Source organism: uncultured Nitrosomonas sp., assembly GCF_902826915.1.
Classification (GTDB): Bacteria; Pseudomonadota; Gammaproteobacteria; order Burkholderiales; family Nitrosomonadaceae; genus Nitrosomonas.
The window spans coordinates 1-12,556 of record NZ_CADEGP010000074.1 but is presented as its reverse complement, the minus strand read 5'-3'; the positions used below and the strand labels follow the sequence as shown (position 1 = coordinate 12,556).

Genomic DNA, 12,556 nt, shown 5'->3' with positions numbered 1-12,556 from the left:
CAAAACCGCTCGATTAGCCCTTGGTGTGCGGTGAATTAATCAGTGTTTCCCTAAAAAACCACTTTCAGTGATTAATTATTATCAATGCAATTAATAACCAAATGTCATGCTGCACAAACTACTCATTCAGATTTTGGCTTTTATATTCGCAATCTTGCTCAGCATATTTGCTATAGGCACAATCTTGACCGCATCGGCACCGACTGCTGTAGGAGTATTAACCACAGATTTTCCAGTTGAATCAGTACAGATTCCTGATATAGATGGACCAACCGTGCATGGCTGGTTGGTTTATGGAAAGTCAGGGAATGGCGTGGTATTACTGGTTCATTCAATGCGCAGCAACCGACTTGAAATGCTAAGTCGAGCCAGGTTTCTAAAGGATCAGGGCTTTACTGTTTTATTTATTGACTTACAAGCACATGGAGAAACAACCGGAGATAATATTACTTTTGGTTTGCGCGAATCTAAGAATGTAGAAGTGGCAGTTACTTTCTTACGAAAAGCATTTCCAGCCGAACGGATAGGTGCAATCGGCACATCTTTGGGTGCCGCAGCGATAGTGCTGGCCAAGCAAGATTTGGGATTGAATGCGGTTATTCTCGAGTCACTTCACCCCACTATTGAAGAAGCTGTTGAGAATCGTCTAAAACTGCATTTTGGGGAATTTGGAGTACTATTGCTACCGCTGATGCTATGGCAATTATCTTTTTATCTGGATACTTCTATGGACGCGTTAAGCCCAATTGCTCAGATTAATAACCTTAATTCACCAGTGCTGTTTATTTCTGGAACCAATGATATGCATACCACTCAATCGGAAACCGAAAGACTCTTTGAGGCTGCGAGAATCCCTAAAGATTTATGGATTGTAACTGGCGCAAGACATTTCAATATGCATACTTATGCTGGCAGAGAATATGAACTACGTGTTATTGCCTTTCTATCAAAATACCTACATCGACATAACGAGCAATAGCTCTCGGCATACAAATAAAGATCATCAAGGATGCGATACAGTGCTACGCTGTTGTAGAATTTACACTTTCTCTTGTTTATTACCATAATCGAAAGACACTCCCCATGAACAATTATCAGAATATTTTACTCGCTGTTGATTTCTCCGAATTCCAGCACTCAGTTGCGTATAAAGCGAAATCTCTAGCAACACAATTTAACGCACAGCTTCACATCATTCATGTATTAGATAATATTCCCATGCCAGACACCCCCTACGGGACAGTAATCCCCCTGAATAAAAATTCATCATATGATCTGCTGGAAGCTGAAAAAGAAAAATTGCTTCAAATTAGCAATGAACTGAACATTGCGCTAGAGCGCTGTTGGATGATATGGGGAGAGCCGCAGCAAGAAATTACTCAGCTTGCTGTGAAAGAAGGTATTGATTTGATTGTGGTAGGTTCCCATGGGCGGCACGGTCTTGCTGTATTAATGAGCTCCACAGCGAAGGGAGTTCTATATCATGCAAAATGCGATATCTTGGCGGTTCACCTTTAAGTTCACGTGTAAACAATTCAAGCAGAGCCAAGAGCTGTCAGTTCTTCCAAAATTCCCACCATGCTTTAGCACCCACTTCAGGTAATTCCGCGAGAAAAATGCTATTAGGGAAATTAATTCGCATCACACGTTCTGCATCATCTCTTAAGTCATACATTTCCAGTGCTTCATAAGCTCTGATCATGATATATAAGGCCTCTTCCGTCGCCGGTGTGGGGGGATATTCCTTGACGGCATTCTGCGCCCGATTAGCAGCTGCAATATAAGCCTTGCGTTTCATGTAGTATCGCGCAGTATGAATTTCACCCATGGCAAGCAAATTAAGCAAATAGGCCATACGCTGCCTAGAGTCTGCCGCATATTTACTTTCTGGGAAACGAGCAACTAATTCCTTGAAAACTTCAAATGATTCATACGAGGCTTTTGGATCACGCTCGCTCATATCCTGCTTAAACGGCCCTTTCAGCAAAAAACCCAGCATGCCCCAGCCCTCGTTAAAATTTGCCAATCCCTTGATATAATATGCGTAATCTACATTCGCATGATTGGGATGCAATTTAATAAATCGATCAGCTGCTGCAATTGCCGAAGCGGGTTCATCATTTTTATAGTGCGCATACGCAATTTCAAGCTGCGCTTGTTGAGCGATCCTACCATAAGGATAACGTGACTCTAAAGTTTCATAGAGCTTAATAGCCGCAGCATAGCTACCATCATCCAATTTTTCTTTTGCTTCCGAATAGAATTTATTGGCAGACCAATCCTCTTGATCATCTGTGCGATCCGGAAACAAACCACATGCTGATAACCCTAAAACCAGAAATAAAGCTAAACTATGTAACATGATAAATTCCGTAAAAAACAAAGATACAACGAGCGATTATAGCGTAAAGCCTCATACGGCAGTAAGCGACAAATTAGCAACGGACGTTGTAAACTTAACGATCCCGATTGATTGTGCAGGCTTGCGCCTTGATCGAGCCTTGGCAAAACTTCTGCCACATTGGTCACGCAGTCGTCTGCAAACCTGGATTGCTGAAAAAAGAATCCTTGTAAATGGGCAAATAGCTACTGCCAAACAGCTTGTATGGGGAAACGAGCTTGTCGAGGTTTCTCCGCTGAATATCGCTGCTGAATCACCTTTTGCGGCTGAAGCGATCCATTTAAACATCATTGAAGAAGATGAAACGCTTATCATCATCAACAAACCCGCTGGACTGGTAACCCATCCAGGCAATGGTAACTGGCAAGGTACCTTGCTTAATGCATTACTACATCATGCCCCAGAACTGAAGAATGTACCGCGCGCTGGTATTGTTCATCGTCTGGACAAAAATACTACTGGGCTATTGGTTGTTGCAAAAACTATTGCAGCACAAACAAGCCTTGTGCGCCAGCTACAGCAGCGCACTGTAAAACGCGATTACCTGGCTTTGGTTCTAGGAGAAATTAAACAAGCAGGAAATATCGATGCGCCGATTGGCCGTCACCCGATTCATCGCACAAAAATGACTGTCACGTCCAAAGGCAAACCCGCACGCACGCACTATCAAGTCATCGAAAGCTTTGATGGCTGCACATTACTTCAGTGCAGTCTTGAAACCGGCCGCACGCACCAAATTCGGGTGCATTTAAGCACTATCGGACATGCCTTAGTAGGTGATCCTGTCTATGGAGGGAGACCTGGAAAAACAGCGCAAGCAATTGCTCAACTATTGATAGACTTTCCCCGGCAAGCACTGCATGCTCAAAAACTTGCATTGACCCATCCGCAAACCGAACAAATCAGTCAGTGGGAAATCGCGGCTCCGGATGACATCACTGATTTGCTGCTAGTGTTGCGGCAGAACAGAAAATCGATCAAGGCAGAATAAAAAAATGCGCCCGAAAGCGCATCTTTTGATAATTGCTACATAATGCATATCACGTTAGAAAGGCAGTATTGCATCCAACGAGAAAAGAATCTGATCTTTATTACCACCGAAAGGCCGATAAGCAGATGTCTGGAGTGACTCATGAAGTGCATCTACGCGGTCATATCGGATATTCGGGCGGATATTCAAATCTCTCATCCCTTGCCAACCCATTTTAAGCGTTCTAAGTGCTTTCCAGTTAGCACCGATGGTTACCGCATAATAATCTGCAGGTGTGCTAGTACCAAGTAATCCAATGTTACTCGCATAGCTATTTCCAAGATGATTGGTTGCCGCAGTTACCCTGCCTGGTGAAAAAACGCGAAAGCCATCACGATCGCGAAACCATTCAGCACGTACACCCACAGACACATTGGGAGTTACATCATAGTACAAGTGTGAATTGACTCCATACCATTCCGCATCTTTGATAACGCCATTATAAACATTATTAAAGAGCATTACGTTATCAGCAAAACCGTGATCATGTTGTAATATTAAATGCGTTCTGTCTGTAAATCTGTGCTGCAAAACAAGACTATACATACCCCAGAAGCTACTGTTACGAGTTGATGCCGTGCTGCCGGTACCGCTGACATTGAAGGAAGTATTGCTATCATTACTGGTCCAGGTAACACCACCAATGCCGCCCCAATTTTCCATCTGCTTGTCGAAATTGCCGTCCCAACCACCCGTTCCGCTACCACCGATTGTACCGGCCATAGCAGTGAAATTCTTATTCACTGTGTAATTACCCAATACACCGGTATGCGTGAAAGGCTCCCCATACTGCATGGTATAGGCATGTGAATAGAAGAAGTTGTTTGGAGCAGGAACCGATTCAAAACCAATCGGAGTATAAAAATGGCCTACCTTCACATTCAATCCGTTGCCGACTGGCGCATAAATTTCTGCATACGCCTGCGGGATTGCAATACCATAGGTACGACTGGAATTACAACATATATCCAGATCCCAATTACCCCGATCCGCCAATGGCCTACCATTATGCACATCAAATGCCGGATTACCATAGGCTTGAGTAAAAATTGCATCAGTACCGAATAAGAAATCAGCCCTAAAACCAACATCCCAGCCTGTGCCTTCTGTTTTTACTGCACGCTCTAGAAAAAGATTCAACTGATTCAGTTGAAATCTGTTTGCCTGATCAGTAAAAGTGACCGGACCGTTGAAGCCATGCGTTGAACTAGGATTAAATGTCGCACCACCATGAACCCAACCGCCGGCCGTGATACCAGTTCTTTTCAGTGCTTCCATGAAGCTATTACTACTTGTCACGCTGTTAGCATAAACACCAGACGCACTCATGCCAATTAGTAACAGTCCTCCTGTAACGGCACGCAGCATCTGGCGCTTATTAATCGTTTTATCTTTCATCAACTCCCCCTTTAAAAATGTTTATACAAAAGATACAAACACAAGCAGAAACTAAAAACCCTAATCTTCACATGGACAGAACTCTAACACTGAATAATGTGAAGGGTCAACGCGAACTCCGTGGATATTTGTTTCATTGGAAAAAATACAACAAATGTATTACAAAGCCCCTGCAGCAAGCTGCAGGGAATTAAACCCGGAAGCAACTCAACTCGAAAATTAGAAAATCTTAAAAGTACTATTCCAATGCATTGATCATAAAATACTTCTGATCCTGCTAAAGATCTAACTATTAGCGTCGTTAAATAAGAAGCAACACAATCATAATAATCAATAACTTACAAAATGCACAATCAAAACACTAAAACTGAAGCGACTGAATCAACTCACGATTCATCAGAGAAAATCGAATTTGAAGACATGCATCTTCAGGTAGGTCATAAAATGTATTTAACTTTAGCCACATACGCTAAGAATTCTGATGAACCAAACAATTCACATGCAACATCCATGATCGGCTATGTGCCAGGCGGCACTTTAATTGTGACTATGCCAACATCTGGTCAGTTAACTGGATCGCCTTTCGTTGAAGGCGATCAGATTAGCGTACGCTTAATTTCCGGACAGAATGCCTATAAATTCTCTACTTATGTCGATAAAATTATAAAAATACCCTATAAATTCTTACATTTATCTTTTCCTCAGAATATACAGAAGCAGTGTTTTCGAAAATCACGAAGAATTAAATGTAATTATCAAGCGATCCTCGCCGAGGAAACTACGCCAATCAACATCGTAGATCTTAGTTTTTATGGCGCTGGAATCAATTCAACAGTTCCTTTGGGAACACCAGGTTCAGTTGTATCCCTATCTTTTACTATCATAGTAGATGACAAGGAGATTCCTTTATCTATTATGGCCATCATCAAATCTTCTAAACAAAACAATACGAATGTAATATTTTCAGGAGTTGAGTTTACTGAAATGAAACCAGACCAGACGTTTATGTTAAGACACCTAATTTATCAGGAAATAGTTGAGCATCCTGAAAACGTGATGTAAATGAAGGTAGAAAATAATCACGTCACCAAACTCCCTTACCAAAACCCCCAATTACCTGTACAGATAACCCAGGCGCCTAAAATTCCATTGGTCGTAGCGTGAGCAAGAATGGGAGACCATAGCGTTCCACTACGCATATACAGTAAATTATAAACAATACCCGCAAACAATCCGGCAAACCATAAACTGTGTGCAAGTGCGAAAAGTGCTGCCGTGATACAGAAAGCTTTTAAGCCGACCTGCGCTGGATTAACGGTAAGAAAACTTGGGTGATCAATCCAACGCATCAGAAAGGATCGCCAAAATAATTCTTCCATTACGGGAACCACTAGGGCTGCGCCAATCAATCTCACAGTTACCAAAAACCAATCAATCTCATCATTATCGCGTGGATCAAAGCCAACGGCTTCTCCCATCACCATCCAATCCGCAGTCAAATTAATCCAGGCAATAAATACTATGACACCTGCGGATATCGCAACCATCCAAGTGCGAAAACTGCTGTCGATCGGCCAACGTAATTCGCTATAAGCCTTTCGCATCACCCAAAGCAGCCCAACCACAACAGCTATTTTGACCACATAGAGCATACGCAAATCATTAGCTTCCCAGCCAAATTTCAATAACACGTCCTCCAATACCATGAAAAAAACATAAGCACCGAATGGCGCTATGCGGCAAAAATCAGCGCGATCAAACATAACAATTCCCTTTTAAATTTTCTTCAGGTCGCAATGTAACTATCAGATTAATTACCTAATTATTTTCAACGCATCATGGCAGCAGCGGCAATTCTCTTTGTCGAGACTCAATTCCAGAAGCAGCGTTAACGGAGCAAAGCGTGGTAACTTTTATGCCGAGCAATCTAATTCTTTTCTGCAATGGGACACGCCGCAAACATTCTCCAGCAGCACGACGTATCAAAACTGGATCACCGGTATGTGCAGTCAATGAACAATCACGTGTAAGCGTATGAAAATCCTCGAAGCGCAACTTGATACAGACAGTACGACCAACATAACCTTTGCGTTTCAGGTCATCAGCGACTTGGATACACAATGCAGTAAATGCTGCAGATAATTCGGAACGATCCTGCCGCGGGTGCAAATCCCGCTCAAATGTGGTTTCCCGGCTAATGGACTTAGGTTCCGCATCGATAATGACAGGACGTGAATCAATGCCGCGCGATGCTTCATATAGCCAGATTGAGTAGCTGCGCCCAAAGTGAAGCTGGAGAAAACTTAAATCAGCTTGTGCCAATTCAGCAATCGTAGTAATACCCAGTAACGCCAGTTTAGTAGCAGCTTTAGGACCAATACCATTGATTTTATGTACCGGTAACGGCCAGATTCGCTGCGGGATGTCAGACATATCGAGGATGGTCAAACCATCGGGCTTTTCCAAATCCGAACAAATTTTAGATAATAATTTATTCGGCGCAATCCCAATCGAACAAGAAAGTCCGGTCGCATCCTTGACCGCCTGTTTGATACATTTTGCCAATGGCAATATCTCATCCGGTAAGTCACCCAGATCAATGTATATTTCATCGATGCCAGAATCTTCAATTTGTGGAGAAATGCCCGCAACAGCCGCTTTAAACAAGCGCGAATAATGCCGGTAAATAGCAAAATCCACCGGTAGCAAAATCGCGTCCGGCGCTAGTTGCGCGGCTTTCATGACACCCATGGCAGAATGGACTCCCAAAGCACGCGCCTCATACGTAGCTGTCGTAATAACTCCGCGACCCACATAATCACGCAAGCGGTAAAAATGCCTCCTGCCATCCGCTTGCATCACCGGCTGGTGCTCGTTGCGTCCACCGATCACAACCGGCAAACCGTGCAACTCGGGGTAACGCAACAGCTCAACCGAGGCATAAAAAGCATCCATATCCAAATGCGCAATACGACGCGATGAGGCGTTCATTGTTGGGGCCAGGGCAATATTCATGCAGACTGTGATAAATTACACCGATAGACAAACCGCATTGTATATGAATACCCAAACCACTCATTTAGAAACATTAGCTTGTCCTTGCGGCAGCGGCAAACAATACGCTAATTGCTGCGGCCGTTACCTCGATCAGGGAGAATCAGCCACCACTGCAGAAATCCTAATGCGCTCGCGTTACACGGCTTACACACTGAATTGTGAAGACTATCTGCTGACAACCTGGCACCCCGACACACGCCCCACTTCCCTAATATTAACCGATCAATTGTCCAAAAAATGGCTAGGATTGGCAATCAAACGCCACGAACAATCTGCGGCGGATAACGCCATTGTTGAATTTATCGCACGCTACAAAATCAATGGGCGATCCCACCGGCTACACGAAATCAGCCGATTTGTTCGCAAATCTGGAATATGGTTTTATGTTGACGGAGATATTCTGTAGCAAGCAATGACAGTAAAAAGCATGATAACAGTCCGACCTATTTCATCTCCAAAAGCGGAATTCATTTGAAAAATAAGCATCTCCGATAATTGGAAAAAAGTACTGAAAATTGAAATCCGCGCCAAACCCACCAATTCAAGACAACCAACAGAAATAACACGTTGTTATTAAATCATTATATACTCCAAACATTCATCAAGCTTCCTTATTGAATCATCATTTCTAGACGAAAAATGATCACCTTCAGTCGATGCTGGGTAAAATTCCATAATTGATCGGGTAGAATACGCGCATTATCGTTTTCCAAAGCGTTCCAAATACCAATATGATGTTACGTAAAATATTCATTGCCAATCGCGGCGAGATTGCTGTTCGCATTATTCGCGCCTGTGCTGAAATGGGCATTCGCTCGGTAGCTATTTATTCAGAAGCCGATCGTTTCGCGTTGCATATTAAAAAAGCGGATGAATCTTATTGTATCGGCAGCGACCCCGTAGCATGCTATCTGAACATTCATGCCTTGGTTGACTTAGCTCTCGCGACCGGTTGCGATGCGGTGCACCCGGGTTACGGATTTCTTTCTGAAAATGCGAAATTTGCGAGCGCGTGTAAAAAGCGTGGACTTATTTTCATTGGACCCAATTCGGACGTCATCCACCGCATGGGGAACAAAACCGAAGCCCGAAAAGCGATGAAAGCTGCCGGTATACCGGTCACGCCCGGATCGGATGGCAATTTGCAGTCGGTAGAACAAGCCCAGGAAATCGCAGCGCAGATTGGTTATCCGGTCATGTTGAAAGCCACTTCTGGCGGCGGCGGTCGCGGCATCAGGCGCTGTGATAATGCTGACGAACTGAAGCGCAATTACACCCGAGTCATTTCCGAAGCCACAAAGGCGTTTGGCAGTGCAGATGTTTTTCTGGAGAAATGCATTGTCAACCCAATACACGTTGAGGTGCAGATTCTGGCAGATCATCATGGCAACGTAATTCATCTCTACGAGCGGGATTGCTCGATTCAGCGTCGTAACCAGAAACTGATAGAAATTGCGCCATCACCGCAACTAGACGAAGCACAACGCCAGTATATCGGCGGCCTCGCGGTGATTGCCGCGAAATCGGTCGGTTACACCAATGCCGGCACAGTCGAGTTTCTGCTGGATGACAGCGGGCGGTTTTATTTCATGGAAATGAATACGCGTGTGCAAGTCGAGCATACCATTACTGAAACAATCACCGGCGTCGATATTGTCGAGGAACAAATTCGCGTGGCGGCTGGTTTGCCGCTACGCTCCAAGCAGGAAGAGATTGTGCGGCGGGGTTATGCGATTCAATTCCGGATCAACGCCGAAGATCCCAAAAATAATTTTTTGCCCAGTTTTGGCCGCATTTCCCGTTATTATGCGCCTGGTGGCCCCGGCGTACGAACTGATACCGCGATATACACCGGTTATGAAATTCCGCCTTTTTATGATTCCATGGTGGCAAAAGTCATCGTCAGTGCACTGACCTGGGAAGACGCGATTAAACGCGGGCAGCGTACGTTGCGCGATATGGGCGTGTTTGGCGTCAAAACCACGATTCCGTATTATCTAAAGATCCTGAAACATCCGCAGTTTCGCGCAGCCCGGTTCAATACCGGTTTTGTTGAGCAAAACCCCGCTCTGATCAATTATTCCGATAAGCCGCGACCCGAAGTGCTGGCTAGCGTCATAGCTGCGGCAATGGCTTCGCATACAGGTCTGTGAGTATATTTACTGCTTAATCAAGGAAAAATCATGCAAAAAGTTCATATTACCGATGTCATATTGCGCGATGCGCATCAATCTCTGATCGCGACTCGTTTGCGCACGGAAGACATGCTACCCGCCTGCGCAATGCTTGATAGCATAGGCTACTGGTCTCTGGAATGCTGGGGCGGTGCAACATTTGACGCCTGCTTGCGGTTTTTAAAGGAAGATCCCTGGGAACGTCTCAGCAAACTTAAAGCCGCCCTCCCCAATACGCCATTGCAAATGCTGCTGCGTGGACAAAATCTGCTTGGCTATCGTCATTACTCCGATGATGTGGTGCGGGCCTTTGTGAAAAAAGCGGCTGAAAACGGCATGGATGTTTTTCGTATTTTCGACGCATTGAACGACATGCGCAATCTCGAGACTGCCATTCAAGCCGCCAAGGAATGCGGCAAGCACGCGCAAGGAACCATTTGCTACACCACCAGCCCGGTGCACGATGTCAGCAGCTTCGTGTCACTGGCCAAAGATTTGGTTGAGTTCGGCTGTGATTCGATTGTCATCAAAGATATGGCCGGTCTGCTAACACCGTATGTCACCTATGAACTGGTCAGCGCACTGAAACAAGCGGTCGATCTGCCCATCCATTTGCATTGCCACGCCACTTCCGGACTCGCAGAAATGTGCCAATTGAAAGCCATCGAAGCCGGTTGCCGGTATATCGATACAGCATTGTCATCGTGGTCGGGTGGCACCAGCCATCCGCCCACTGAAAGCCTGGTCATGGCACTGCAAGATACGGAATACGATACCAGCCTGAGTTTGCAGAAATTACAGGAAGTGAACGATTATTTTGTACAGATTCGCAAAAAATACCACCGCTTTGAAAGCGAGTTCACCGGCGTCGACACCCGGGTTCACGTGTTTCAGGTTCCAGGCGGAATGATTTCGAATTTAGCCAATCAATTGCAAGAACAAAACGCTCTGGACCGGATCAATCAAGTCTACGAAGAAATTCCCCGCGTGCGCAAAGATCTGGGCTATCCGCCTTTGGTCACGCCAACATCGCAGATCGTCGGTTCGCAAGCGGCACTCAATGTCCTGACTGGAAAACGCTATTCCACCATCACCAACGAAGTAAAGCGCTATCTGCAAGGCGGCTACGGCAAAGCACCGGCACCAATGAATGCCAGCTTGCAAAAACGCGCAATCGGCAAAGAAGATATTATCGATTGCCGCCCCGCAGATCTATTGAAACCTGAATTTGAACAGCTACGCCGGGAAATCGGCCATCTGGCGAATAATGATGAAGACGTGCTCAGCTACGCCATGTTTCCGGAAGTCGGCAAACAATTTCTGGAACTCCGATCAACCGGTCATTTGATTCCTGAACCTTTGGAAACAGCCTCAACAACGGTCGGCGGCGAGCAAAAAGCGCCGACCGAATTCAACGTAGCACTGCATGGTGAGTCGTACCACATCAGAGTCACCGGCACCAGCCCTAAAAATGAAACCTTGCGCCATTTTTATTTTATGGTGGACGGCGTCCCGGAAGAAGTTGTCGTCGAAACGCTCGATGAAATCGTGCTGGACGGCGGCACGCAAGGCGCTGTCAAAAGCAACATAGCCAGCAAACGCCAGCGTCCTGCTGGCGAAGGCGATGTCGTTGTGAGCATGCCGTGCAATGTTCTGGACGTGTTAGTCAAAGTCGGCCAAAAAGTCAACGCCGGACAACCGCTCTTAATCACCGAAGCCATGAAAATGGAAACGGAAATCACCGCACCGATTGCCGGAACCATCAAAGCCGTACATGTGGTGAAAGGCGAATCGGTGAATCCGAATGAGGTATTGATTGAGATTGTGGTGGGGTAAGTGTATTAGCTCAAATTTGAGCTGACAGCTTTAGAAATTAATCTGAATTGAATTTGACTGACTGAATTCGACCCATTGAAGTTACTCGTCCCGTATTTCCAAATGACAGCATACCCAGAGTAAGTGGACAGTCGACTTCATTGGGCCAACTTGATCTGTCGACCAGAACCATACTTTTAGTTCAACTAGGGGAAATAACTAATATCGTCATGATCTCCAGAACTAGATATTGTGTTATTTTAGGATGATATACAGTTAACTTACTTGATTAACACCATAAATTGGTTTGATTTCAAAACTCAAGTTAGAGATGATATACAGAAACTTTATAATTACTTGATATGCGCTTTAAGGAATCCTTCTTTGGCAATGCATCAGAAAAGTGACCATTGGCAGTTACTCTTCTCACTTGAGAGCCGAGATATCGCGGCCAAATGGCACCTACAAATCACAGGCCGCAAGCTGAATGCGCGCCGCGCCAAGGAGATCAACTCCTCCGCAAAACAGGCACGCGAGTTCTTCAGGAACGCTGAGAATTCCAACGATTCGGTAAGGCCCCTGCTGACATTTTATGGAGTAGCCAGTCTTAGTCGGGCCGTCGTTCTCCTGAGCTATGATTATTTCTGGTGTATGACAAGTGAGGAGAAAGCGGTGTAGCCT

Annotated in this window: 12 protein-coding genes; 8 read left to right on the top strand and 4 right to left on the bottom strand. The window is 45.1% G+C overall.

The features are described from left to right. The first annotated feature begins 106 nt into the window (after positions 1-106). Together QZV86_RS11655 and QZV86_RS11650 are read left to right on the top strand one after the other, a co-directional pair. Positions 107-979: an alpha/beta hydrolase gene (locus QZV86_RS11655; protein ID WP_295628225.1), complete on the top strand. Its 873-nt coding sequence runs from the start codon at positions 107-109 to the stop codon at positions 977-979. A 104-nt stretch (positions 980-1,083) separates the two neighbouring features. Then, on the top strand, positions 1,084-1,518 hold the full coding sequence (locus QZV86_RS11650; RefSeq protein WP_295628221.1) for a universal stress protein: 435 nt from the start codon (positions 1,084-1,086) through the stop codon (positions 1,516-1,518). A gap of 37 nt (positions 1,519-1,555) precedes the next feature. On the opposite strand, the gene QZV86_RS11645 is transcribed toward QZV86_RS11650, so the two are convergent. Continuing rightward, positions 1,556-2,362 carry an outer membrane protein assembly factor BamD gene (locus QZV86_RS11645; protein WP_295628217.1) on the bottom strand — a complete coding sequence of 269 codons (807 nt, stop codon included), beginning with the start codon at positions 2,360-2,362 and terminating at the stop codon, positions 1,556-1,558. Here QZV86_RS11645 and rluD point away from each other — a divergent pair. After that, positions 2,361-3,392: a 23S rRNA pseudouridine(1911/1915/1917) synthase RluD gene (gene rluD, locus QZV86_RS11640; RefSeq protein ID WP_295628214.1), complete on the top strand. Its 1,032-nt coding sequence runs from the start codon at positions 2,361-2,363 to the stop codon at positions 3,390-3,392. The two genes, QZV86_RS11645 and rluD, sit on opposite strands and share 2 nt — an antisense overlap. 54 nt (positions 3,393-3,446) lie before the next feature. On the opposite strand, the gene QZV86_RS11635 is transcribed toward rluD, so the two are convergent. Further along, positions 3,447-4,829 (bottom strand): porin, encoded by a 1,383-nt coding sequence (locus tag QZV86_RS11635; protein WP_295628211.1) that lies wholly within the window; start codon positions 4,827-4,829, stop codon positions 3,447-3,449. 345 nt (positions 4,830-5,174) lie between these two features. Here QZV86_RS11635 and QZV86_RS11630 point away from each other — a divergent pair, with 345 nt between their 5' ends. Next, complete coding sequence (locus tag QZV86_RS11630; protein WP_295628209.1) at positions 5,175-5,891, top strand: flagellar brake protein; 717 nt, start codon at positions 5,175-5,177, stop codon at positions 5,889-5,891. 35 nt (positions 5,892-5,926) lie between these two features. Here the strand turns inward: QZV86_RS11630 and QZV86_RS11625 are convergent, their stop codons facing one another. After that, entirely contained in the window at positions 5,927-6,592 is a 666-nt protein-coding gene (locus QZV86_RS11625; protein ID WP_295628206.1) for a CAAX prenyl protease-related protein, read from the bottom strand. Between the two features lie 73 nt (positions 6,593-6,665). Continuing rightward, on the bottom strand, positions 6,666-7,820 hold the full coding sequence (dinB, locus tag QZV86_RS11620; RefSeq protein ID WP_295628203.1) for a DNA polymerase IV: 1,155 nt from the start codon (positions 7,818-7,820) through the stop codon (positions 6,666-6,668). Positions 7,821-7,887: 67 nt separating this feature from the next. Between dinB and QZV86_RS11615 the strand changes: the two genes are divergently transcribed. The 4 genes from QZV86_RS11615 to QZV86_RS11600 all read left to right on the top strand — a co-directional run bounded on the left by QZV86_RS11615 (position 7,888) and on the right by QZV86_RS11600 (position 12,553). Further along, a complete protein-coding gene (locus QZV86_RS11615) occupies positions 7,888-8,292 on the top strand; it encodes a YchJ family metal-binding protein (RefSeq protein WP_295628231.1) in 405 nt (134 codons plus the stop codon). Between the two features lie 328 nt (positions 8,293-8,620). Then, positions 8,621-10,039, top strand: coding sequence for an acetyl-CoA carboxylase biotin carboxylase subunit (locus QZV86_RS11610; protein WP_295628228.1), 1,419 nt, complete (start codon positions 8,621-8,623; stop codon positions 10,037-10,039). Between the two features lie 30 nt (positions 10,040-10,069). Continuing rightward, the gene (gene oadA, locus QZV86_RS11605; RefSeq protein ID WP_295628199.1) at positions 10,070-11,896 is read left to right on the top strand and encodes a sodium-extruding oxaloacetate decarboxylase subunit alpha; all 1,827 of its coding nucleotides are present in this window, start codon (positions 10,070-10,072) and stop codon (positions 11,894-11,896) included. Between the two features lie 363 nt (positions 11,897-12,259). After that, on the top strand, positions 12,260-12,553 hold the full coding sequence (locus QZV86_RS11600) for a hypothetical protein (RefSeq protein WP_295628196.1): 294 nt from the start codon (positions 12,260-12,262) through the stop codon (positions 12,551-12,553). Positions 12,554-12,556: the final 3 nt, after the last annotated feature.

Bases quoted from the DNA above. Each gene is read 5' to 3' on its own strand.
- oadA (WP_295628199.1), top strand. From the start codon at position 10,070: ATGCAAAAAGTTCATATTACCGATGTCATATTGCGCGATGCGCATCAA.
- QZV86_RS11610 (WP_295628228.1), top strand. From the start codon at position 8,621: ATGTTACGTAAAATATTCATTGCCAATCGCGGCGAGATTGCTGTTCGC.
- QZV86_RS11650 (WP_295628221.1), top strand. From the start codon at position 1,084: ATGAACAATTATCAGAATATTTTACTCGCTGTTGATTTCTCCGAATTC.
- QZV86_RS11630 (WP_295628209.1), top strand. From the start codon at position 5,175: ATGCACAATCAAAACACTAAAACTGAAGCGACTGAATCAACTCACGAT.
- QZV86_RS11645 (WP_295628217.1), bottom strand. From the start codon at position 2,362: ATGTTACATAGTTTAGCTTTATTTCTGGTTTTAGGGTTATCAGCATGT.
- dinB (WP_295628203.1), bottom strand. From the start codon at position 7,820: ATGAACGCCTCATCGCGTCGTATTGCGCATTTGGATATGGATGCTTTT.
- QZV86_RS11655 (WP_295628225.1), top strand. From the start codon at position 107: ATGCTGCACAAACTACTCATTCAGATTTTGGCTTTTATATTCGCAATC.
- QZV86_RS11615 (WP_295628231.1), top strand. From the start codon at position 7,888: ATGAATACCCAAACCACTCATTTAGAAACATTAGCTTGTCCTTGCGGC.
- QZV86_RS11635 (WP_295628211.1), bottom strand. From the start codon at position 4,829: ATGAAAGATAAAACGATTAATAAGCGCCAGATGCTGCGTGCCGTTACA.
- QZV86_RS11625 (WP_295628206.1), bottom strand. From the start codon at position 6,592: ATGTTTGATCGCGCTGATTTTTGCCGCATAGCGCCATTCGGTGCTTAT.
- rluD (WP_295628214.1), top strand. From the start codon at position 2,361: ATGATAAATTCCGTAAAAAACAAAGATACAACGAGCGATTATAGCGTA.